General features: G+C 63.8%; 21 protein-coding genes and 1 other RNA gene. 15 read left to right on the top strand and 7 right to left on the bottom strand.

Features of this window, described 5'->3' with window-relative positions; genetic code table 11:
* Nucleotides 1–181 precede the first annotated feature (181 nt).
* Nucleotides 182–1183, top strand: a complete 1002-nt coding sequence (locus BWR02_RS19270; protein WP_139559535.1) for a YbaN family protein — start codon at nucleotides 182–184, stop codon at nucleotides 1181–1183.
* A 64-nt stretch (nucleotides 1184–1247) separates the two neighbouring features.
* Here the strand turns inward: BWR02_RS19270 and BWR02_RS19265 are convergent, their stop codons facing one another.
* On the bottom strand, nucleotides 1248–2300 hold the full coding sequence (locus BWR02_RS19265; RefSeq protein WP_236102439.1) for a hypothetical protein: 1053 nt from the start codon (nucleotides 2298–2300) through the stop codon (nucleotides 1248–1250).
* 664 nt (nucleotides 2301–2964) lie between these two features.
* Here BWR02_RS19265 and BWR02_RS19260 point away from each other — a divergent pair.
* The 4 genes from BWR02_RS19260 (at nucleotide 2965) to BWR02_RS19245 (ending at nucleotide 8165) form a co-directional block, all read left to right on the top strand.
* The gene (locus BWR02_RS19260) at nucleotides 2965–4323 is read left to right on the top strand and encodes a cytochrome C (RefSeq protein ID WP_139559534.1); all 1359 of its coding nucleotides are present in this window, start codon (nucleotides 2965–2967) and stop codon (nucleotides 4321–4323) included.
* A gap of 223 nt (nucleotides 4324–4546) precedes the next feature.
* Nucleotides 4547–4951 (top strand): c-type cytochrome, encoded by a 405-nt coding sequence (locus BWR02_RS19255; protein WP_236102443.1) that lies wholly within the window; start codon nucleotides 4547–4549, stop codon nucleotides 4949–4951.
* Nucleotides 4948–5346: a c-type cytochrome gene (locus BWR02_RS19250; RefSeq protein ID WP_139559532.1), complete on the top strand. Its 399-nt coding sequence runs from the start codon at nucleotides 4948–4950 to the stop codon at nucleotides 5344–5346. Before BWR02_RS19255 ends, BWR02_RS19250 begins: the two co-directional genes overlap by 4 nt.
* A gap of 401 nt (nucleotides 5347–5747) precedes the next feature.
* The gene (locus BWR02_RS19245; protein ID WP_236102437.1) at nucleotides 5748–8165 is read left to right on the top strand and encodes a TonB-dependent receptor; all 2418 of its coding nucleotides are present in this window, start codon (nucleotides 5748–5750) and stop codon (nucleotides 8163–8165) included.
* A 52-nt stretch (nucleotides 8166–8217) separates the two neighbouring features.
* On the opposite strand, the gene ubiH is transcribed toward BWR02_RS19245, so the two are convergent.
* Genes ubiH through BWR02_RS19230 form a run of 3 tightly spaced genes read right to left on the bottom strand, consistent with a single transcriptional unit; the run spans nucleotide 8218 to nucleotide 11274 of the window.
* The gene (ubiH, locus tag BWR02_RS19240) at nucleotides 8218–9426 is read right to left on the bottom strand and encodes a 2-octaprenyl-6-methoxyphenyl hydroxylase (protein ID WP_139559531.1); all 1209 of its coding nucleotides are present in this window, start codon (nucleotides 9424–9426) and stop codon (nucleotides 8218–8220) included.
* Nucleotides 9423–10730, bottom strand: coding sequence for a Xaa-Pro aminopeptidase (gene pepP, locus BWR02_RS19235; protein WP_139559536.1), 1308 nt, complete (start codon nucleotides 10728–10730; stop codon nucleotides 9423–9425). Before pepP ends, ubiH begins: the two co-directional genes overlap by 4 nt.
* 10 nt (nucleotides 10731–10740) lie before the next feature.
* Entirely contained in the window at nucleotides 10741–11274 is a 534-nt protein-coding gene (locus tag BWR02_RS19230; RefSeq protein WP_139559530.1) for a UPF0149 family protein, read from the bottom strand.
* 223 nt (nucleotides 11275–11497) lie between these two features.
* On the opposite strand from BWR02_RS19230, the gene BWR02_RS19225 reads away from it, so the two are divergent.
* From BWR02_RS19225 to BWR02_RS19200, 6 genes are all read left to right on the top strand, one after another.
* Complete coding sequence (locus tag BWR02_RS19225) at nucleotides 11498–11797, top strand: cell division protein ZapA (RefSeq protein WP_129883216.1); 300 nt, start codon at nucleotides 11498–11500, stop codon at nucleotides 11795–11797.
* A 65-nt stretch (nucleotides 11798–11862) separates the two neighbouring features.
* Nucleotides 11863–12048, top strand: a non-coding RNA gene (gene ssrS, locus BWR02_RS19220) — 6S RNA.
* A gap of 174 nt (nucleotides 12049–12222) precedes the next feature.
* Complete coding sequence (locus BWR02_RS19215; protein WP_139559529.1) at nucleotides 12223–13476, top strand: glycosyltransferase family 4 protein; 1254 nt, start codon at nucleotides 12223–12225, stop codon at nucleotides 13474–13476.
* Nucleotides 13477–13823: 347 nt separating this feature from the next.
* A complete protein-coding gene (locus BWR02_RS19210; protein WP_139559528.1) occupies nucleotides 13824–14528 on the top strand; it encodes an energy transducer TonB in 705 nt (234 codons plus the stop codon).
* 28 nt (nucleotides 14529–14556) lie between these two features.
* On the top strand, nucleotides 14557–15222 hold the full coding sequence (locus BWR02_RS19205) for a MotA/TolQ/ExbB proton channel family protein (protein ID WP_139559527.1): 666 nt from the start codon (nucleotides 14557–14559) through the stop codon (nucleotides 15220–15222).
* A 7-nt stretch (nucleotides 15223–15229) separates the two neighbouring features.
* Nucleotides 15230–15634, top strand: coding sequence for an ExbD/TolR family protein (locus BWR02_RS19200; RefSeq protein WP_328591535.1), 405 nt, complete (start codon nucleotides 15230–15232; stop codon nucleotides 15632–15634).
* Nucleotides 15635–15743: 109 nt separating this feature from the next.
* Here BWR02_RS19200 and BWR02_RS19195 read toward each other — a convergent pair whose 3' ends face one another.
* The 3 genes from BWR02_RS19195 to BWR02_RS19185 form a co-directional block, all read right to left on the bottom strand.
* Nucleotides 15744–16595, bottom strand: a complete 852-nt coding sequence (locus BWR02_RS19195) for a transglycosylase SLT domain-containing protein (RefSeq protein ID WP_139559525.1) — start codon at nucleotides 16593–16595, stop codon at nucleotides 15744–15746.
* Nucleotides 16596–16807: 212 nt separating this feature from the next.
* On the bottom strand, nucleotides 16808–17635 hold the full coding sequence (locus tag BWR02_RS19190) for a PHP domain-containing protein (protein WP_139559524.1): 828 nt from the start codon (nucleotides 17633–17635) through the stop codon (nucleotides 16808–16810).
* A 3-nt stretch (nucleotides 17636–17638) separates the two neighbouring features.
* Nucleotides 17639–19504, bottom strand: coding sequence for an ABC transporter ATP-binding protein (locus BWR02_RS19185; RefSeq protein ID WP_328591534.1), 1866 nt, complete (start codon nucleotides 19502–19504; stop codon nucleotides 17639–17641).
* 219 nt (nucleotides 19505–19723) lie between these two features.
* Here BWR02_RS19185 and BWR02_RS19180 point away from each other — a divergent pair, with 219 nt between their 5' ends.
* The 4 genes from BWR02_RS19180 to BWR02_RS19165 are packed head-to-tail and all read left to right on the top strand — an operon-like array spanning nucleotide 19724 to nucleotide 22927.
* Nucleotides 19724–19975: a hypothetical protein gene (locus tag BWR02_RS19180; protein WP_139559522.1), complete on the top strand. Its 252-nt coding sequence runs from the start codon at nucleotides 19724–19726 to the stop codon at nucleotides 19973–19975.
* Nucleotides 19976–20015: 40 nt separating this feature from the next.
* A complete protein-coding gene (locus tag BWR02_RS19175) occupies nucleotides 20016–20618 on the top strand; it encodes an IMPACT family protein (RefSeq protein WP_139559521.1) in 603 nt (200 codons plus the stop codon).
* A gap of 29 nt (nucleotides 20619–20647) precedes the next feature.
* Nucleotides 20648–21067 carry a putative lipoprotein gene (locus tag BWR02_RS19170; protein ID WP_139559520.1) on the top strand — a complete coding sequence of 140 codons (420 nt, stop codon included), beginning with the start codon at nucleotides 20648–20650 and terminating at the stop codon, nucleotides 21065–21067.
* Between the two features lie 18 nt (nucleotides 21068–21085).
* The gene (locus BWR02_RS19165) at nucleotides 21086–22927 is read left to right on the top strand and encodes a hypothetical protein (protein WP_139559519.1); all 1842 of its coding nucleotides are present in this window, start codon (nucleotides 21086–21088) and stop codon (nucleotides 22925–22927) included.
* Nucleotides 22928–22977: the final 50 nt, after the last annotated feature.

Here is a 22977-nt window from a genome sequence, read left to right as displayed (position 1 = left end):
CCAACACACCATGACAGAGCACAGCGTCGGGATGGACCCATTACCCGGACTGACTGCAGACTGAAGAACTCATCTGAGCCGGAGTTCGCCCCCGAAAATTACACCACCTTGACGGACGCTACCCCGGATCGATTGGTGGCAGTGAATCGCGAATTCATCGATATCAGGATAGGAGCAAACGATGCAGACCAGCGTGAGATATGAGTCCGGGCGATTATGGGTTGCCGATGGTCGTGTATTCCGGTCCGGGCGCATCCGTCTGGCGCAGGCCTTGATCGACGAACTCATGGCAAAGACCGCCGTGCGTTCGGTAGAACTGGACCTGGCCAGCGGAACCTGCCGGATTCGCTGGAACACGTCAGGGATCTCGGTCGCCGAGGCGGCCGCCACCTACACCGCTGCGCTCGCTGCGGCACGTATTTCAGAATCGACGGCAGGCGGGAGAGGGCGCTCCGATGACTCCAAGGGTGAGTCGCTGTGGCTCGCCTGCCGGCTCGACAACGGTGTCTTGCTGGCGCGCGGCGAGGCTGTCCGGTCCGGTCGGTTCCGCTTGCGCATCGTGGGAGCGCCCGAGGGGTATCCGTGGGCCGATGTCTTGCGCGCCTCGCTTGCTCAATGCCCGGGGATAGCGTCGATTAGGGCGCGGCGTTGGCGGTCACGGCTGGACCTTGACTTCGATAGTGATCGGTTGACCCGTGCCCAGGTGCTGGATGCGTTGACCGTCGCTTGGGGGACAGCAGACGCGAAGGCGCGGCCCACGCCGACCGCGTCGGGTGAGTTGATCGCGCGCGGGCCCCGCCGTTGGCTGTACCTCGCGCTCGGCATTGGCAGCTTCGGCCTGGCCGTGCTGGGTTTGTTGTTGCCCGGTGTTCCGACGGTACCTTTCCTGCTGGCCAGCAGCTATTACCTGGCCCGTTCATCGCGCCGCCTGCATCGCCGTCTGCTCGATTCCCGCGTCTTCGGGGGGCTGCTCCGGGAGTGGCGGGCTTACCGAGCGTTGAGTCGTGAGTCGAAGCGCCGACTGGCGAGCTTCGTCGCGATCGCCATCGTGATCTCGACGGCGTTTGCACCGCTCAGTCCGGCGTTGCTGATGACGGTCGCGGCGATGGCCGTCTTGAGCCTGTATGGTATCCACCGCCTCCCGGAACTGGGCGCGGTGGACGCGCAATCGGTCATCGCCTGAGGTCTCCCAAGGCTCGCCCTTAGCGGTCGGGTGGGGCGGGCGTAGCCCGCGGCGGCCGATCCGTTCATGGCGGTCCCATCGCGGCACCACAGGCCATCTCCCCTGTGGCCTTGGGCGCAGGGGTGGGCGTGCCGTCCTTCAGCTCGAAGGGATTTGCCGAGGGTTCGCCGCCGATCAGTGTGCGCTTTGGGCCTTTCCAGACCATCGGGCCCTTCGGCCCGACGATCATCAGCGCGGTCAGAAAACCGACGGTCAGCAGCGTCGCCCCGAGCTGGCCAGCCAGACCGACCGGCCTGGCGAGGTCGCAGCGGGTGCCGGTGACGCATTCCTGGTAGAAGAGGTAGGTAAACCAGATCAGGATCAACAGATTGACCGTCGTGAACACGGGCATGAAGATCAGCACGTGGTCCGGGAGCATCATGACGACGACCATCGCGCCCATCGTGCCACCCATCACACCGGCCATGAGTCCGTGCATGACCGCCATTGGTCCGCAGCGCCAGGCAGTCACTACGCCGTAGATGGAACCGAGCGCCATGCCGACGATCGAGCCCACGAAGAATCCGTTGGTGGCACCGAGCACACCGCCGATCATCGTGCTGACCTGCATTCCAATCGTCATGCCGATCATCATCCCGACCATGTGAGATGCCTGTGCATAGACATAGGAACGCAGATAACTCAGCGTGGCAACCAGTGCCACCACGCTGAGATCCAGGTACAGGATCCACCAGCCGTAGCGCTCCACGAGTTCCGTGCGTTCTGACAGTGCGGTGCGATACACGCCGTACTGCAGGCTCAGTAGCATGGCCAGTGTGATGGCACTGTTGCGCGTCAGTCCGTACAGGACGTTTCGCGCGTCACGGGCAGGGCGGACAGCGTGGGGTATCGCTGGTTCGGGCGCAGCCTTGCCGGGATCAGCCGCTCCCGCGTGATCCGGATGCAGCCGTTGGAGACCGGAATGCCCGGCGCGGGTGGGGAGTTCGAGCGGGTCGTCGTTGAGGCTGATCGCGAGGATGCGCCGGTCGGCATCGAAGCGGATGCGGAGTTCAAACGGCGTCTGGTCCTGCATTGCGGCGTGCGCTGCCGAGTCGGCTCTGCCACGTTTTTCGTTCATCGCGATCCTGGGTTGCTGTCAATCGGTGCCCGGAGAGTCGGGCGGGTGTTGGATGGAACGGCCGATACGCCGTTACGGCGATGGGCTGTCATCTTCGGCACCTGCTGCGCGACTGCCGGTGCGCAGCGCCTTTCCCACTTAAGCAATTCGAGGACCATCATGCTGCTTCAGGCTCCTTGTCCCTGGGGATGCCCTTGCCACGAGGGGTGAGCGTGATGGCGATCCGGCAAAAAACCCACGCCGCTGAGGGTTTTCGCTGAGTGCGTCAAGCGGTTCTGTCAGCGGAGCAGGCGAGTTGCGCTGGTCCCCGCAGCCGTGTCATTTGACGTGGTGGTCGTCTTGTCTCGGTGTGGGCTTTGTGTAAGTCATTGTTGTAATGATGGTGTTTGATCTCTGCCGTGTCGGGGCGCGTTTCGCCGGGCCGTGGCCCCCCAGATGGGTTGAGATCTGGCATGCCCTATGCTGGGAAAGGAGCAAGGTTTGGGGCTGGATCAGTACCGGTCGACGCAATGAACCGGCCTCGCCTTCTATCGTCGTCAGGGCTCTCCGCAGGAGTTGGTAGATGCGCCGCATGGATGGAACGCGCTTTTCGCTTTGGACCGGGGGTGCCCTCCGGTTGATGGTGCTCGCTCTCGCGGTGATGGGTTTAATCAGGGCCGCGCCAGTGGAAGCGACCGCGGCCTTCGCGCGTCAGACGGGTGAACCCTGCTCAGCCTGTCATATGCAGTCGTACGGGCCCTATCTGACGCCGTATGGCCGTCTGTTCAAGCTGAACGCCTTCACGGCGGGACACGCCGCCAAGCTGCCCGATATCGTCAACGCCTTCTCGTTCCAGACGATAGGTTCCTTCACGCACACCCAGGAAGATCAGCCCGGTGGCGCCGGTTCCGGGTTCAGCGGCAATAACAACGCGACCAACGACTGGAACGCCATCTATTACACGGGGCGGGTCACCGACAAGATCGGGGCGTACCTCCAGTTGAATTTCAATCCGCAGGTCACCGAGAACATCAGCCTCGCGATGGCGGAAATTCGCTACGCGGACCACACGGATCTGGCCGGTTCCAACCTTATTTACGGCATATCGGCCAACAACGGCCCGACGATGTCGGATACCTGGATGACCGTGCCGGAGTGGATGTATCCCTACAATACGTCGCAACTGGCGCCCCAGCCCACGGCGCAGCCATTGATGATGCAGCTGATGGGCTTTACGGCCGGTTCGTCAGCGTACGCGATGTGGGACAACCATGTCTATGTCGAGGCCGGCGCGTATACCAGCATGGCCAGCAATATGGCCAACGGGCTGGGGGTGTTTAGTCGCAGCAATCCGCTGATCGACGGTGGTGCGCCGTACTACCGGGTCTTCCTGCAGCACATCACCGGCCCGCATGTGCTGATGGTCGGCATCTATGGCATGCAGGCCAACATCTACCCGCAATATAACAAGTCGTTCGGCACGAACTCGGTCACGGACTGGAACGTCGACTCGAATTACATGTACATGCTCGACGACGACAACATGCTGATGTTCATGGCTCGCTGGACCCGTGATCAATACACGAACTCGGCGCTGGGCAATGCCGAGGATTCGGTGTTCGCGGAAATCGCGGGATCCCGACAGACCCGCATTGCGGGCGGGGGTGTCCATCGGATTGCCGGCAACGCGCGGCAATACGTGACGAACATGATGATCATGGGGATGTACACCTTCCGCCAGACCTATACGCTGACGTTCAGCTATAACCGCACCGGCGGCAGCGGCGATCGCGTGCTCTACCAGCCCGCACCGATTTCCGGCAGCCGGAATGGCTTGCCGAACAGCGAGAACTTTCAGGTCCAGTTCGATTACGTGCCGTTTGGAAAGGGCGAGTCGCCGCTCGATCCCTATCTCAATCTGCGCCTGTCACTGCAATACACGGCCTGGACCGTTTTTAATGGTGCCGCAAACAACTACGACGGGTACGGGCGTAACGCCGCCGCCAACAACACCTTGTTCCTGGTCGGGAATCTGATGTGGTGAAGAGCGGTGACTGGCTGCTCATCGAGTAACCCGTCACCCCAGGCTTTGCTTGGCCGTGGGAGCGGGCCGGGAGGAAGAGACCGTCTGCGGGAGGGAACCCGCAGGCTAGCCGCCAGGGACGGATTCACGGCGTGTCCCGGCCTTCCGGCCCGTTCCCGCAAAGGGGGCGTGAATAGTTGTGCTCATCGGATTCACTGACACGCAAAGGGCAAATCCCGTGCTTATGAAAATGATCAATCTCCTGGTGTTGGTCACGGTGCTGTTGGCCGCGACGACGGTGCTCTGCGGTCCTGCGCTGGGCGGGATGGGTGGCATGGGCTCGATGGAGAACATGGATCGAATGGACTCCATGGACGACATGGCTATGTCGATGAAGGGCGATGCAAAACGGGGTGCGCAGATCGCGAAGATGACCTGCGCGGGCTGTCACGGCGGTGTGGGCTTCAGCGCCTCCGACGACCTCCCCAATTTGGCGGGCCAGGATGCGATGTACCTGATGTCGTCACTGATGGCCTACCGAACCGGCAAGCGGAACGTGCCGGCCATGGCAGCAGTCGCAGTGAAGCTGTCGGGGCAGGACATCGCCGACGTCGTGTCCTATTACTCCGGCCTGGAGGAAGTTCGATGACGGGGGCGCGGATGATGCGCCTGGGCCCGGTACTGACCCGGCAGCGGGGGTTAGGCAGACGCTGGGTCCTTTCCGCGTGCGTGGCCGTGGCTGCGGCGCTGCCCGCCTGCACGCTGTTCGAGCGGCCGCCCGCCGCTGACAGTCCCGAGGCTGCCGCACGGACCGCCTACCTGCTGTGCGATGGTTGCCATGGACCCCGTGACATCCGAATGGATACGATGAGTCCAAAGATTATCGGCCAGAAACAGGGCTACCTGGCCGCAAAGCTCAGGGATTATCGCTCCGGTGAGCGAAGCCACCCGTGGATGGATGGCGTGGCCCGCGAACTGACCGATCAGGATGTCGCACAGTTGGCGGCTCATTATGCGGCGCGTCCTCGCTCGCGCGCCAAGTGACACCCGCATCCGCCTGTGCCGTCTCGCGTAACCACGCGGTTACTGGGGGCGCGGAAGTTTGGTCCTAAGCCTCGGTGGGGCCCGGCGGGAGAGCGTGCCAGACAGCGCGGATCCGCCTTCGGTGTGGTACGAAAATCGTTCCTCGCGGCGGTGACCTACCCTACCGCTCAGGTACGCGTTATCGGGCATTACCCGCAAAGCCTGAGTCAATGCCCGCACCGGGGCGAGTCTGTCCTGGCTGGTTTGTGGCTTATGCCGCTGAATTCGCGTGCCGTCGTTCGAATGGCATAGATCTCGCGTAGGCGCGGGATTGTTCGCGTCAGGCCCGCGCCACGGGCCTCGGTGCCGTTCGGCGCGCGAGCTAACACGTCAACGCTTTCATAAAGGGGATACCGAGAAGGATGTTAGCCAAGAGGTTACTGGTTCAGAAACGGGCCGCGGTCATTTCGGACGACACCCGCTGGAAGAAATGCACCCAGCATGACCTGCGGCTTGTGTGGGCGATCGTGTGCGGCCTGGGTTCGATGGCGCCGGTACCGGCGAACGCCCATCGCTTGTCCAAGTCGCAGCTACAGGCACAAAACCTCGACGCCGAGCAGGAGCAAGCCGCATCAGCCGCTGCGGCGACCAAGACCAAGCCCCCGACGCCGGCCCCAACAGCCACTGCGGCATCCGACGGAAAGGTGGGTTCCAAGCCGGGAGCAAAGGCGGCCAGCGTCGCCGCGGCTAAACGTGAAGCGGCTCCAGGGCCGGTGCCGGACGGCCTCCCCGGTGGTGCCCGAGTCGATACGCCGGTGGATCAGGAGCAGGAGGTGGAAGCGCCTCGGCCTACCGAAGAGCCGACCAGTCTGGAAACCGTCGAGATCCTGGGACGAGAGACCGATCTCATCGGTGTGACGGCATCGGCCTCGCAAGGCGTGGTCGGTCAGAACCAGTTCAAGTACCGGCCCCTGCTCCGCATCGGCGAACTGGTCGAGGTCGTGCCGGGGATGCTGGCGACCCAGCACAGTGGTTCCGGCAAGGCCAACCAGTATTTTCTGCGCGGCTTCAACCTCGATCACGGTACCGACTTCGCGACCTGGGTCGACGGCGTGCCGATGAACATGCCGACCAATGCCCACGGCCAGGGCTACATGGATTTGAACAGCATCATCCCCGAGCTGATGGACCGGGTCGAGTACGGCAAGGGGCCGTACTACGCGGAACTCGGCGATTTCTCGGCGGCCGGCTATGCCAACATGCACACGCTGCACCGACTACCGCAAGGGTTCCTTAAATTTGAGGGTGGCGAGTTCAATTTCTATCGCACGGTGGCGGCCAATTCGACCCGAATCGGTCCCGGAGACCTTCTGTATGGCGCGGCCTTCAACTTCTACGACGGCCCCTGGGTTCAGCCGATGGACATGAACCAGTACAACGGCCTGATCCGCTACACGATCGACGAAAAGGACTGGGGGATGTCGTTGATCGGGGTCGCGTACAACAACAACTGGACCGCGACGAACCAGATTCCTGAGCAACTCGTCAAGGCCAACCTGATCGATCTCTACGGGACCCTGAATCCGACCGACGGCGGCAACTCGAACCGTTACAGCCTGGCGGCGAACGTCTGGAGCAGTGGCGACGGGTATCGCAATGAGGCCAATCTCTACACGGTCTACTACGATCTCGACCTGTACTCCGACTTCACGTTCTTTCTGAACTACCCGGTGCAGGGCGACCAGATCCTCCAGAAGGAACACCGGATGATCTACGGCGGCAACGCCTCGCAGACCTGGTTCAACAAGCTGTTTGGAACGGACATGGACAACACGGTCGGCATCCAGGTGCGGAACGACCAGATCGGCGGACTGGGGCTTGCGAATACCCAGTTCCGGGACGTGTTCAGCACCACCAGCAACGATAACGTTAACCAGATCAGCGTCGGGATCTATCTGAAGAGCGAGAACCGCTGGACGAACTGGTTTCGGACAATCGCCGGTGTCCGTGAGGATATCTACAACTTCAATGTGGACAGTCGGCTGACGCCGGAAAACAATGGCGAGCGTGCGGCGAGTTTGATGAGCCCCAAGGCCAGCCTGATCTTCGGTCCGTGGGCCGAGACCGAGTTCTACATCAACGGCGGTTATGGCTTCCATTCGAACGATGCGCGCGGCACGACCGCCCGGGTCAATCCGGTCAGCGGCGATCCGACGCATCCCGTCACGCCGTTATCGCGCGCGAAGGGCGCAGAAGTCGGTCTGCGCACGCAGTACGTCGAAGGCTTGAACTCGACGCTCGCGTTCTGGTACCTGCACAGCGATTCGGAACTGGTCTTCGTCGGCGACGAGGGCACGACCGAGCCGAGCGATCCGGGTGATCGGATGGGCGTCGAGTGGGCCAACTACTATCAACCCTACGACTGGCTGATGCTGGACGCCGACTTTGCCTTCACGAAGTCCTATTTCACGACGCTCCCGAGTAGCGAGAACAATATCCCGAATTCGGTCGGTCAGGTCATCACCAGCGGCGCGACGGTGTTGATGCCCTACGGCTTCTTTTCGACGGCGCGGTTGCGGCATTTCAGCAATGTGCCGCTGAACGAGGCAGGTACGGCCTACATGGGCAGTACCACACTGGTCAACTGGAATCTGGGATGGCAGCGGGACAATCTGAAGCTCGAACTGGGTGTGTTCAACCTGTTCGACTCGAAGGCCAACGACATCGCCTACTACTACCAGTACCGGTTGCCAAATCAGCCGCCGGAAGGCGTCGAAGGCAAGCTGATCCACCCGGTCGAGCCGCGACTCTTTCGCGGCACCATCTCGATTTCGTTCTAGAGGCGGATCATCGAAAGGGCGGCCCCCGGGTCGCCCCTCGATCAGTGGTCAGTCAGGATGGCATGCGGGGAATACGCCGCGCCAGGCCCATCGCGTGGCTGGCCAGTCGCTGTTTGGCGGCTGGCCAGCAATCCAGGGCAACCAGGCCCAGGTTGCGAGCCAGTGCGAGGGGGGCGAAACGATTCGAGAACAGTCGCACCAGGCTGTCGGTAAAGAATACGACGTTCTGTAAGTCGCGGCTGCGTGAGGCGGCATAGGCCTCCAGGAAGCCGGCGCTGCCGATGTCCTCGCCGAATTCGGTCCGGCCGATCAGTCCCTCCGCCAGTTGCGCAGCATCGCGCAACCCCAGGTTGAAGCCCTGTCCGGCGACCGGATGCAGTTGGTGGACGGCATTGCCGATCAGGACCACCCGCCGGTCGGTCATCCGGTCGGCGCGGATCAACTTCAGGGGAAAGGCCTGGCGCGGCGTGGCGATGCTCAAGCGGCCGACCCAATGGCCGAAGGTTTCCTGCAGCGTGGCCAGGAACTGTGCTTCCGGCAGACTCCGTACGTCCTCCGCATCGTGATGGCTAAGCGTCCAGACGACGGAGCAGCGCTTGCGGTCGATGGGCAGCATGGCCAGCGGACCCGAGGCCGTGAAACGCTCGTAGGCCGTGTTGCGGTGGTCTCGCTCCGTGGCGACTTCCAGCACGATTGCCGTCTGGCCATAGTCTCGAGCCGTGCTGCCGATATCCAGCAACTTGCGTACGCTGGAATCCCCGCCGTCGGCGCCGACGACCAGCCGCGTCGTCAGGTTCAGGGTGTCGTCGCCCTGTCGGAGCGTTACGCAGATTCGGTCGTCGCCGGCCTTGAGGCCGATCAGCCGGGCCTGCTCGAGCAGGTCGGCCGGCGCGTCGTGCAAGGCCCCGATGACCGCCTCTTCGATCGCACGGGCAGTGGCGACATGGCCCAAGGCCTTGACGCCCTCGCGTTCGGCGTCCAGGCGGGTCTTTCCGAAGTGGCCGCGATCGGACACGTGGATATGCCGGATCGGCGTTGCGTCCGGTTCGATGGCAGCCCAGACGCCGAGGCGCTGGAGGATTTGCACCGACCCCTCGGCGAGCGCCAGGGCGCGTGCTCCGGCCGGTGAGGCCCGCCGCTGGGCTTCGCTCTGGGCATCGACGATGGCGATGCGGAGGGGCGCGTTTCGCAAGGCCAGCGCCAGGCTGCTGCCGACGAGCCCGCCGCCGATGATGACCAGGTCGTAGTCGAAGCCGTTCATGAGTGCATAAAGGCTTCAATCTCGTCGACGGCCTTCGGCGCCGCGCCCGTCAGCACCTCGTGCCCCTTCTCGGTCACGAGCACGTCGTCTTCGATGCGAATGCCGATGCCCCGCCAGCGCGGGTCGACGTCGGTACAGTCGGCCGGAACGTAGAGGCCCGGCTCGACGGTCAGGACCATGCCGGGCTCGAAGGGTCGCCACGCGTCGTCCGTGCGGTAATCGCCGACATCGTGCACGTCCATGCCCAGCCAGTGTCCTGTCCGGTGCATGTAGAACCGCTTGTAGGCCTCATCCTTGATCAGAGCGTTGACCTTGCCCTCCAGCAGGCCCAGGGAAACGAGTCCCTTGGTGAGCACCCGGACCGCGGTGTCATGCGGGTCGTTCCAGTGATTGCCCGGTTTGACGGACTTGATGGCGGCCATTTGTGCTTCCAGCACGAGTTCGTACAAGCTCCGCTGCGGGTCGCTGAAGCGACCGTTGACCGGAAACGTGCGCGTGATGTCCGCCGCGTAATTGTCGTGCTCTGCGCCGGCGTCGATCAGCAGCAGATCGCCGTCGCGCAGCGGGTCGCGGTTGTCGGTGTAATGCAGCACGCAGGCATTTTCACCGCCGGCAACTATGCACGGATAGGCTTGCGAGCGCAGGCCGTGTCGGGTGAACTCATGCACCAGTTCCGCCTCGATTTCATACTCGTAGCGGCCGGGACGGCAGGCCCGCATCGCACGTTTGTGGGCCGCGACCGAGACTTCGGCGGCACGACGCATGGTCTTGATCTCGGCCGTGCTCTTGACCAGCCGGAGTTCGTGCAGCAGGTGTTCGAGCGCGACGAACTCGAACGGTGCTCGGACGCCGGCCCGTGCCTTGGCACGCACGGCGTTCACGGCGGCCATGACATGGCGGTCGAGGTCGTCGTCCCGCCCGATCGCAAAGTAGACGCGCTCGCGGTTCTCGATCAGATCCGGCAGGGCTTTCTGCAATTCCCCGATCGGGAGCGCTTCGTCGGCACCATAGCCTTCGCGCGCGCCTTCCAGTCCGGCGTTGCGGCCGACCCAGACGGCGAGTTTTTCGTCATGTTCGCGGCAGAACACGACGTACTCGCCCTGCTTGCGGCCGGGCGCCAGAACGGCGATCGAATCGTGTTCGTTGAAACCGGTCAGGTAGTAGAAATCGCTGTCCTGGCGAAAAGGGTATTCGACGTCGCGATTGCGGATGCTCGGTGCCGCGCTGGCGATGATGGCGACGCTGCCTTTGGGCATGAGTCGCATCAGACGCTTGCGGCGCTGCTTGAATTCGTTCCGGGGGATCATCGGGGGGTCAGTGGATGCGCGCGCTCGCGGGGCCTTCGCATTCGTGGCGGATCAGTTGCACGCCGATGCGGACGAACTCGGCGATTTCGACAAAGTCGTTATCGTCGTCGGTGTCCTCCGCGGCTTCGAGTCGGGAGATGTCGGCAAAGTCCTTCAGTAGTTCTTCGGATTCGCTGCTCCAGGCGCGCTGTCCGGTGGTCTGGCCCAGGCCGAACAGGAAGCCGAGGCACCAGTGTCCGAGAGCCTCGGCGCGCTCGGATAGCGGCTCTTCGTCATCCGGTAACAGGGGTTCGAAGTCTAGGTCGCCAGTCGCCAGTCCCTGCTGGGTCGTCGCAAACAGCGTCCGGAGCGAAGCGGCCGCACCTTGATCGAACGGAACTTCGGTGTCGGGAAAGAATGCGGCCACCCATTGCTCGAAGGTCGAGTGGATGTCGGCACACAGGAGACCGGTCATCGCACCATGCAGTTCGGCCACGCTGGCGTCGAGGCTGTCGCTCGCAGTGAGGTGTCGCATAGCGCCGTAAGAAAGGGATTCAGCCATCCGTCAACTTGTATCGAGGCACGGTTTTTCCTATCCTACCATTCGCGACATGGGTACTCCAAAAACAGGTGGTTCGCGGAATTTATGGGAATTTTCCGCGGCCTGAGGTGACGCCGGCGCAAGGACGGCAGCCAACCTCGCACGCTTCGGAGCGAATCCGTTTCGAAAGACCGCCGTCCCTCGTTTCAGCAACCGTAACGATTTACCAGCGAAGTGTTTGATCATGTCTGAATCCAATCCGCCGATCAAGGTCCAGATTCTCGGAAAAGAGTATCCCGTGGCCTGCTCGCCCGAAGAGCAGCACGAGTTGCTGATCGCCGCGCGCTATCTGGACGAGAAGATGCGGATCATCCGGGACACCGGTCGCGTGATCGGCACCGAACGCATTGCCGTGATGGCGGCGCTCAACATCGCTCACGAGTTTCTGCAGCGCAGCCACGATAGCAGTGGAAGCAGCCAGAACCTTGCCGGGCGATTGTCGGCGATGCGGGAGCGGCTTGATGGTGGGCATGCCTCCGACTAGCGTGAGCACACGGGTGATGCCGTTCCCCTTGCAGGCAGTGCGCAAGGCTGCAAGAATAGCAACCGTATCCCCTGCAGCGTTCGAAGCTCACTGGGTTACTCCTTGAGCCTAATCTAAAACCCAGGGATTTCCGATTTGACCGATGTGTGCATGTCCGCTTCCATGCGGAAAGCCTGATTCGACAGACGGCGCTCCCACCTGAACCTCCTGGTTCAAGGGCAGAAGTGATCTACGGCGCAGGTGGGGGGTACGTCTATCACAATCCACTGCATCTTGACTGAAGCTGCGGCTGAAAGCCGGGTTTCTGCCGTCCGGCTAACCCAACTTGCTGCCATCGCTCGGCCGCCCGGGTCGATGCTCCCGCTTCGCAGCCGTACTGTCTGGCCGAGGCGCTCTCGGTTTTGCCGCGAAAATTCACTGGCGACATGAGCTCACCATCGACATCGTCCGAGTCTTCGTCACGCCCCTTGTGGATCTACAAGGCCATCGCCGACGGTTATCCGACCTACCGGGCCGACATCGCCGTACTGTTCGGCAAGGCTTTGCCGTCCGTTGGTATTCACAGCCATTTGGTGGCCCAGTTGGCGCCCGGTGCCGATGCCGGGAATCTTCCGGAATGGACCGGCGGCACCCTCGAGGTCCTGCCGCGCTACGACAGCCGTATCCGCAGCCAGCTGACTGCGTTCTTCGGAGCGACTCGCAGCCTTTTGCGGCTACGCAAGGGCCGCTTTGATGCGATTCAGGTCCGCGATCAGGTCTTCGTCGCGTTGACCGGCCTCGTCGTTGCACGTCGCCTAGGCATCCCCTTTTTCTACTGGATGTCGTTTCCGTTGTACGAGGCCGCCCAGCGGACCGCGGCGGATCTGGGGTTGAAGCTCGGTCTGGTCCGATTTCTGTTTCTCTGGGCACGTGGCAGGTTAGGCGCTTGGCTGCTGTACCGTGTGGTGCTGCCGCGGAGCGACTTCGTTTTCGTGCAGAGCGATCGGATGCGCGAGGATGTGGCCCGTCTGGGTGTCGATCCGGAAAAAATGATGCCGGTGCCCATGGGGATCGACCCGGAGCGGTTTGCGCATCCCGCCGCCGTACCGATCGATCGGGCACGCCTGGCCGGTAAACGGGTCATCGCTTATCTCGGTACCTGCGATCGGCTGCGTCGGATCGATTTCCTGTTTGAGGTGTTGGCCGAGGTGCGGACGCGTTTTCCCGACGCGATGCTGCTGATCGTCGGCGATGCGCCCGAGGAGGAGGATCAGCGCTGGCTGAGGCAGCGCGCTGTCGATGTCGGAGTCGCCGACGACGTCATGATTACCGGTTGGGTCAGCCCTGCGGAGGGGCAGTCCTGGATGGCGACGGCCGAGGTCGCGGTGTCGATCTTCGCGCCCGATCCGCTGCTCGATTCCTGTTCGCCGACCAAGCTGGTCGAATACCTGGCCATGGGAAAGGCGGTTGTCGCCAACGATCAGCCGGACCAGTCGGTTGTCGTCAACGAGAGCCAGGCCGGGTTCTGCGTGCCCTTCGAAGTCGAACCGTTTGCTGGTGCGGTGATGCGGCTGTTGTCCGATCCCGCCGCCGCCGCAGAGATGGCGGTCCGCGGACCCGATTACGTGCGCCGTCGGCGGAGTTACCCGATCCTCGCCGAACAGGTGGCTGCCGCTTACCGGCGCTGGATCCGCGTTTGACCGCGGACTCGCGCGATTCGCTACGGGTGCGGGCGGCAGATCATTCGGGACGCTGGGTGGCGTCGTCGTGTTCGCCCCCGCGAAGGTTTTCCTCCAAATGACAGTGGTTTACAATGAGGTTGCGAGCGACCGGCATTCCGGCGGTTGCCGCGGCCCGCATGATCGACGCTGATGCGGCGTAACGCGCCGTCCGCGTTGGTATAGGTACAGGGATGCACCTTTCAGAGAGCCGAGTTTTGCCTCCCCCCGAACGCGAATTCACTCGATTGGCCGGCGGTTATGCGCTGGCGCTGCTGCTGGTTTCGGGGCTTCACGCCTGGGGGTGGTGGTGGAGTCGCCAGCGGCCCATGGACGAGGTGACGCCGGCGATAGTGCCGCAGACAGTGGATGTCGAGTTGGTCTCGGAGCGGCAGACTGAAGCCACTCCCGCGCCGCCGGCGCCCGCGCCCGCCAAGAGCGAGCCAAAGCCACGCAAGCCGGAGCCGAAGCCGGTTGCCAAACCGATCGCGAAGCCGCATCCCAAGAACGTCGAGACCCCGCCGAAAAGGGTCGAGACGCCACCGCCCAAGGCCAAGCCCGCGAAAGCTGCGGCATCGACGGAAACGGATGATCTGGCGCAGCGTCTGAAGCAACTGCGCGAATCACTGGGCAACGACGCGGCGTCGCACAAGGAGAGTGCTCCGGCTGCATCGGCCCGCGCTCCGGCCAAGCCCGCCGCCAGCGGTGGCGGCGCGCGTAGCGCGGAGAAGGCCGCCTCAGGTGGGGGAGGCGAAAAGACCACCACCGCCCGGGCCGATCATCTGCACAACCCGAGACCGCCGTACCCGGCCGTTGCGCGAGCGCGGAACTGGGAAGGCGTGTCGCGCCTGCGCGTCTATGTGCTGCCGAACGGGTCGGCCGGTCAGGTGCAGCTGGCCGGCAGCAGTGGCCACGATGTGCTCGACGAGGCGGCGGTGGCCGCCGTGCGGGGCTGGCGGTTCGTGCCGGCCAAGCGCGGTGACCAGGCGATTGCCAGTTGGGTGCAGTTTCCGATCGTATGGAAGTTGAAGTGACCGGCCTTGACGCCGGACTAGGAGAGTCATGTTGTCCCTCGAGTATTCACATACGCTGATCATCAACGCCACGCTGTGGATCCTGATCGTCTTTTCGATCGCGACCTGGACCATCATCGTGTTCAAGTCGTGGCAGTTCTGGCGGCTCAGGTCCAGCAATGGCGCCTTTCAGGCCGCCTTCTGGCAGGCAGCCGACCTGACCGCGGCAGAGCGGCTCAGTGGACACTACGGGGGAGCGCTCGCGCGGCTGGCGCAGGCTGGCTTCGCGCGCCTGGCTTCGCTGCGGCAACCGGCCCGCAAGTCGCTGGAAGACCGCGGTGACCCCGACGCCTTGCTGGAGCGGGCGTTGAAACAGCAAATGGTCAGAGAGGTCCGTCTGATGGAGAGTGGCCTGACCGTGCTGGCCAGCATCGGGAGTACCGCGCCGTTCGTCGGTCTGTTCGGGACCGTGTGGGGCATCATGCGGGCGCTGCAGGACATCAGCAAGGCCGGGTCAGCCAGTCTCGACGTCGTCGCCGGCCCGATCGGTGAGGCGCTGATAGCCACGGCGATCGGTATTGCCGTTGCGGTGCCGGCGGTGCTGGCTTACAACTTTTTCCTCCGTCGCGGGAAGGTCAACCGGGCGGTGCTCGAACATTTCGCTGACGACTTGTTGCGCCTCACGGCCAACGGCCGTTCGGGTGGGGGTGCCTGAGATGGCGATGAAGCTCGGCAGCGACGAGTCGGAGGCGATGAGTGAGATCAATGTCACGCCGCTGGTCGACGTAATGTTGGTGTTGCTGGTCGTCTTCCTGGTGACTGCGCCCTTGCTGACCCAGACGGTTGGTGTGCATCTGCCTAAGACGGCGGCGGTGGCGCCGAACAACGAGCCGAAGACGATCAACATTGGCGTCGACTCGGAGGGCAAGATCACCCTCGACCAACTGCCGATCGCCGACCCGGCGCAACTGGAGGAGAGCCTGCGCGCCGCAGTCGCACAGAACCCCGAGGCCCATTTCCACCTCCATGCCGATCAGGCTGCCAGCTACGGACACGTAGCGAAAGTCATGGCAGCCACTCAACGCGCCGGCATTACGAAACTTGCCTTCGTGACGACGCAAGAATGACGGAACGCTGCCTGCGTTAGTGGCCAGACCGATCGGTAGATTTGGTGCGCACCGCGCACGAGATGCCTGAAAAATAGGGGGTGCGTCGGTGGTGGCGGTAGCTGCGCGCCTACAGCATGGCTTTACGCGGCCGCTCGGGCGGTACGGGGTGCGTCAGTTTGCCGTAGCGGGACAGGATCTTCTGCACGTAAGCCTGCGTCTCCGCGTAGGGCGGCACGCCCTTGTAGCGCTCGACACTGTGTTCGCCGGCGTTGTAAGCGGCCAACACCCATTCGACCTTGCCGGAAAAATGCCGTATCAGCCAGTGCAGGTAGGCTGCTCCGCCGCGAATGTTCTCGGCGGGATCCCATGCGTTCTTGACGCCGAAACGCTGCGCCGTTGCAGGGATCAGTTGCATCAAACCCTGCGCGTTCTTCGGTGACAGGGCGCCCGGATTGAAGCCGGACTCGGCTTGCATGACGGCCAGCACCAGCTGTGGATCGATCGCGTAAGGAGCTGCGATCTGCTGCACCAGCAGTTCGAGTTGTTTGTTCGATGGCCGGATGACATGCGGTGCGCCGAGGCGGATAGAGGCCGTCACCGTGGACGGCACCGCCGGGCGGCAGCCCGGATCGCTCTCGAGAGCGACGCTGCGCAGCCGGAAAGCCATGCGCTCGCCATAGCGGTCGCCCAACTGCCGCGCCTGCTCAAACCAGTTTCGCGCCCGCCCCGGATGCCGCAGGACTCCCTGGCCATTCAGATGGAGCCAGCCGAGGTTCAAGGCAGACTCCGGGTCGCCGGCCAGGGCGGCCTTGCAGTAATGCTGATAGGCCTTGCGGTAATCCTGGGGCACGCCGTTGCCTTGTTGAAAGCGTTGCGCTTCCCGGCGCCAGTGCACCGCATCGCTGGTGGGGCTGGCGGCGATCGCCGAAAGCATGGGGGCACCCAGCAGGCCGGCGAGCAGCAGAAGTTTGTGGATCATGGTCCCTCTCGGCGTAAACGACGCTAACCGAAAGCTTATAAGCAAATTGCGGTCCCGGCGCAAATCGTCTCGAACTGTAAGCGACGTTGACAGGTTTTTGTCCTGGTGTGGGCAGGATCAACGGGTTGTGCGGCGCGAGAGTGCGCCCTGTTCGGTCTCGCTCGTCAAGAGCGCTTTACAGTGACAGCGGCAGACCACGGTTCGGTATCTCGTTACCAGCGCGCCCAGATTGGTATCAGATCCGGCGGTAGCGCGGGCAGGCGCCCCAGCTTCAGCCAGCAGTGTTCGTTGCTGTGAAAATCGGACCCGGCCGAAGCCAGTAGCCCAAACCGCCGCGCGAGTTCCGCATTGGTCTTGATATCCGGGGCGTGGCCGGTGCCGGCGACGACCTCTATGCCCGTGCCCCCTGCCTCCTTGAAATGCGCTGCCAATTCCCGGCGGGCCGTCGCGGAGAGCTTGTAGCGCTGAGGGTGGGCCAGGATTGCCTGGCCGCCGGAGCGGTTGATCCAGTCGACGGCATCGGCAAGTTCCGGCCAGCAGGTCGCCACATACCCGGGCTTGCCGGGTGTCAGAAAACGCTCGAAAACGGCCTTGACGGTCTTTGCGCGTCCGCTCTGGACAATGTGCTGGGCAAAATGGGTCCGCGTGATCATGCCATCGCCGGCGAGTTTGCGCGTCGCCTCCAGTGCATTGGGAAAGCCGCCGCGTTCCAGCGCCTCGGCGATCCGTTCGGCCCGCTGCGTCCGTGTGTCGCGTAGGGCCCTCAGCGCAGCCGCCAGGCCTTCGTGGTCCGGGTCGATGTGCACGCCCACGACATGTACTGAGTGACCGCGCCACTGCGTCGAGACCTCGACCGCCGGGATCAGTTCGAGACCATGTTCCGCTGCGGCTGCAGCCGCTTCAGGCAGTCCCTGCGTCGTATCGTGATCGCTCAGCGCGAGGCGGGAGATTCCGGCTGCAGCGGCCTGGGCTACCAGTTCCCGCGGCGCGAGAGTCCCATCCGACGCGGTGGAGTGGCTGTGTAGGTCGAATTCCGGCATGGTTCAGTCGGGTGCGCGCTGCGCGATGGGTTGGGCTGACGCAGGGCGTGTGGTGGCAAGATGATCGCGATAGAGCCTCGCATACAATCCCTGACGCGCCAACAAGTGCTCGTGGCTGCCTTGCTCGATGATCTGCCCGTCCTCGAAGACCACCACGCGTGACGCCTGGCGGATCGCGCTGAGTCGGTGCGCGACGATCAAGGTCGTGCGTCCACTCAGAAAAGGCGCGAGGGCGGCATAGAGGCGGGCCTCCGTGTCGTGGTCGAGGGCGGAGGTGGCCTCGTCCAGTATGACGACCTGCGGTTCGGCGAGAATCATGCGTGCAATGGCCAGACGTTGCCGCTGGCCACCCGACAGTCGCATCCCGAAGCGTCCGAGCACGGTTTCGAGGCCCTGCGGAAAGTCCCGTGCGGTATCGCCGAGCTGGGCCATCGTCAGGGCGTCCCACAGTGCCGCATCGGAGGCCGGACGGCCGAGCGTCAGATTGGCGCGCAGCGTATCGTTAAAGATGACGGGGTGCTGCAGCACGGTCACGACATGTTCCCGCACCACGTCCATCCCGATCTGCTCCATCGGGACGCCATCGAACGCGATCGTGCCGCCGGTCGGCGGATACAGGCCGATCAGCACCTGGACCAGCGTGGACTTGCCGCCGCCGCTGGCACCGACGACCGCCACATGTTCGCCGGGTTCGAGATGCAAGCTGATGCCGCGCAGGATTTCCTCCCCGCCCGTCGGGTATTGGAAATGCAGTCGATCGACGGCGACTGCCACGCTCCGGCGATTCGCGAACGGGTTGTGGAGGTGGGGGTAGCGCGGTTCCGGCGTCAGCTCGAACAGCCGGTTGATGCGGTCCAGGGCGGCCCTGGCCCCGAAGAGTGCGTACTGAATACCGAGGATCTCCTGTACCGGCCCCATCATGAACCAGAGATAGCCGAAGACGGCGATCATCTTGCCGATACTGAGGTCGGAAAAGATCACCATCCCCATCGCAAGCGCGCGGAAAACGTCGAAGCCGAACAGGAAGACCAGGGAACTCATCCGGCTGGCGGCATCGCTTTTCCATGCGTATGCCGCCGACGCGGTCTTCACGCGTCCTGCCGCCTCCGCCAGTTGCCCGAAGTAGTAGGCATCGCGGTTGCTTGCGCGAATCTGATGGATGGCGTCCAGCGTCTCGGTCAGTGCGCCCTGAAAGGCGCTGATCGCCGCGTTCTCACGCTTTTTGAGTTGCTTGACCCGCTTGCCGAGCACGCTGGTGAAGTAGATCACCGCGGGATTCAGCAGCAGGATGAACAGGGCCAGCGGCCAATGCATCCACAGCAGTATCGCGGCGGTGCCGGTCAGCGAGCATACCGCGACGACGAAACGGGACAGTGTGCCGGCGACGAACGCGTCCAGGCTGTCCAGGTCGGTGACCAGCAAGGCTCCGACGGCGCCGCTGCCAAGCCCCTCGTATTCCGCCATGGAAACCCGCTCCAGGCGGTCGAGCAGTCTGCGCCGTATGCGGTAGATGATGTCCTTGCCGATCTGGCTGAAATGGCGGCCCTGCCAGACTGCGAGCGCGGCGCTGATCAGGCGCAGCAGCAGCGTCGCGCCCATGATGACGCCGATGTACAGGATCGGCCCATGCCAGCTCGACGGAAACAACGCGTCCACCGTGCCGATCGCGACGCCCGGCTTGCCGAGCAGGACTTCATCGACCAGCAGCGGCATCAACAACGGGAGCGGCACGCTGACGGTGGCACCCGCCAGGGCGATCACGTGGGCTGCGATCAGGCGGCGCCGGTTCGTCAGCGCGATTCCGCGGATGTAAGCCCAGTCGATGCGGGAGGGCGTTGGCTCAGCTACTGGCGCGTGAGGTCTGGTCAAAGCGGTTTGGCCGGCCGTCGGGGGATAGGTGGGGGGCGATTCGATGATGTGGTCATCGCGTCCCCGCAGTCGGGGCGGTGTGCCGCGGCGAGCCACGGTGTCTCTTTTGGAGTCTATCACAGGCGTGGTCGGGGCCATGTCATCTCAGCCGGGCATGGCGCGCGCTGGAAGTCCAGTTTATGCTAATGAAAGTTGTGCTGTTTCCTGTGAGAAGCGTGAATGAGCAAGATCAAGACGTATCAGGTGGCGTTGTCCAAAGAGCCGAGCGTGGTCATCGAGAAGGCCCGCAAGACCGCCGGTAGCAACGGCTTCGAGTTTGCCGGCGATGAAATGGAAGGGCGGTTTGCCGGCAAGGGCCTGCAGGGGCGCTATCGCATCGAGGGGGCACAGATGTCGATCATGATCGACAAGAAGCCCTTGATTCTGCCGTGGAGCCTCATCGAGTCGTCGATCAAGTCCTTTTTTGTCTGACGCGGGCGCGGGGGTACCCCCGTCCGAAGGGGAACGAGCCGTGAGCTACCTGACCCTCGCCGCCCCGGCTGAGCACCGCGACGACGTCAAGGGTTCGATTTTTCTCGCGTTTGCCGCGCGGGCCGATGCGACGGAAGCGGCGCTGCAGTATCTGGGCGGGTTGGCGGCGCGTTACCCGGACGCTTCACACCTGTGCTGGGCTTATCGCATCGGGCAGGGCTACCGTTTCTCCGATGCCGGCGAGCCCAGCGGTACGGCCGGGCAGCCAATTTACCGGGCGATCGAAGGGCAGGGACTGGACCATGTCGTGGTCGGGGTCGTGCGCTATTTCGGTGGCACGAAGCTCGGCGCTGGTGGACTGGTTCGGGCTTATGGCGGAGCCGCCGCGGAAGTGCTGCGACAGGCGCCGAAGCACACGGAGTGGCCGCGGCGCGCGGTGGAGATCCACGTGCCCTTCGCGCATCTGGGCAGCCTGTACCATCTGTTGGATGCCTTGTGTGCTCAGGAACGCCAGGAATCTTTCGACGCGGCGGGAGTGTGCCTGCGCGCCCGCGTCGCCGAAGATGACCTGGACCGGCTGGCCGAGGCCCTGCGCAGCGCGACGCGCGACGATTTCAAACTGACCGTGGCCGAGCCGGCCTGAGCCGAGAACTTCCCAAGGGAGATATTGCAATGCGACCTGTCGTACGTTTCGCAGTCTTGCTGTGTTCACTGTGTGTCGCCGGCTGTTCGATCTCATGGTCGATCAGTGAATCGTCCGAATCGCTGGGGTCGAGTTCAGAGTCGTCGAGTCCGAAGGACGGTGTGGGCAAGGCGAAGATCCCCTATCGGGATGACATCGCCAACATGACCCTTTCGGTGGTCGGTTCCAATTTCACCTCCGCCAGCTACATGGCGGCGTTGGGACGCATCGCGGGGCAACGTGGTATCAGCGACTGGGCCAGCGAGAAGGCGACCTACTACGGCATTGGTCAGGGTTTGAAGAAGGCGGGTGTGGCCAAGGAGGCCATCGGCCGACAGGCCTTCCTGACCGGGGTCCTGGGCTCGCGCTCGGAAGCCCGTTCATGGATCGAGAACGGCTACCGCTACTGAGCAAGTGTCCGCGACAGCGTGCGGGCACGCGGTACCTCTCGCGTCGCCGTGATCTCCGGAGCGGCAGGGGCCTCGGCACTGCTGCTCCTGGCCCTGACGTCGGCTGCCGAAGCGGACGTCGTGGATTTCCTCTATATCGAGTCGAACGTCGGCACATCCAGCGGTGGTCACGTTGCCCTGCGGGTCGGTGAGGAGGTGTTCCACTACCAGCACGAAGACGAAGGGCTACTCGTTCTGGCGCGCGATGACTGGTCCCGCTTCAGAACGACCTACAACGACCGGGACAATCGCAACATTCATGTGGCCCGGTTGCCGTTCTCCCCGGCGGATGTCGAGCGCGTGCGGGACCGGTTCGTGCATTTGTATCTGGTGCAGCACGGGCATCTGGATTTCCTGGAGGCTCTGGATCGGGATGCGGCGCTGCTGACAAGCGTCGAGTCCGGCCATGCCCCCGCGCTGGCGCGAGTCGGCTTGTTCCGAGCCGGCGCCAGCGCCGAGTTCGACTCCTTGCATACCCGGATCGCCGAGCAGCGCGGCCCGCATTACCTGTCGCAGGAAGGAAGGGCGCTGGAGGCTCGCATCCGCTCCCTGGACCACGGCGTACCGGACGTCGGGCCATGGCACGTCGATCCCGAGCGTCACGCTCCTTATCCCGATACCTTCGAGGGACATTACCGGAACCTGGCATCGCAATGGGTGGCTCTGCAGGTGCTGAAGGGTGCGTGGTCGCTGCACCCGCAGGCACTCCTGGACGGGGCCGGTGATGATGTCCGCGCCGGGCTGAAGCCGGGCGAACGGGAACGGCTGCGTGAGCTGGCGCGGGCGCTCGAGGCTTCGAGTGTGTCGCTGCTGGGTTCCGCACGGATCGATGCCGGCGGCGCGCTGCTGCTGGCGCTGGCCCGCCTGGCCGCCGTGCAACGTTCGCTGATGCAGAACCGCCTCCTGTTACTGAATCCCTGGTACGGTCTTGATTTTCCGGAATTGCCCGCGAGTCCCGAGACGGCCGTACTACCGCTGGCCGAGGCCAATCTGCGGCAGCAATTCGCCGCCGCTCGCCGCGAGTATTTTGCACTCGATGAAGCGGATGAAGCCTCGCTGAACGTGCTCGAGAATGCCGCGGCGCGGCTCGATGCGGTGCGGCATGAGGTCCGGACCGGGCGGCGCCGCGCCTATCCGGCCGAGAGGATGGTGCCGTCCGCCGCCGGGCCCGTCGGAGGCGCGATACCCCTGATCGCCAGTCCTCGACCTCTGGCGGACCGGCGGGTTGGGTTTGCCGAGCAGCAGCATCGCGTCTTTCGGGACAAGATGAAAGCGGTCTACGGCTACCATCTGATTCGACGTAACTGCGCAACCGAGCTCGTTCGAGCGCTCAGTTCCGCGCTCCCGACGGACCGCGACCAGGAGCGCCTGCTCGGAGGCAATGTGGACCCCGTTGCGGACTTGGCCTTCATCCCGTTTCTGCTGTACGAGAAGCTCGCCAGGCGGCTTGCTCCGGACCGGCGGTTCATGCTGCCGTCCTACCGCAATCGCGCGCTGGCCGCTTTCTCTGCACGCGGGAACCCGCTGTGGATCCGCCTGGCCGAGGCGACGACCGCGACGTCCGCGCTCTATGAGCCGCGCCCCGGAGATACGCGGTTTCTGTTCTTCACCGAGGACTGGCCGTGGCTGCGCCCCTTGCTGGGCTCCCTGAACCTCGGCTACGGCCTGCTGAATGCGGGAGGCGGGGTCGTCACCGCCGCGTTCGACAAGGGCGAACGTGTCAGCGAAGGGCTCCGCGGTGTGCTGTTCAGTCTTCCCGAGTTGGCGTTCTTCAACATTCGCAAGGGCTCGTTCGAGTCTCGCCGGCTGCCTGTGCCGTAAGGTGGAGTAGCGCCCGTGCCGGTCCCTCACGGCTGTGCGGCACGTCCTGT

This window comes from Methylotetracoccus oryzae (assembly GCF_006175985.1).
GTDB classification, from domain to species: Bacteria; Pseudomonadota; Gammaproteobacteria; order Methylococcales; family Methylococcaceae; genus Methylotetracoccus; species Methylotetracoccus oryzae.
The sequence above is the reverse complement of the archived record's forward strand: the minus strand, read 5'-3'. Positions and strand labels throughout refer to the sequence as shown.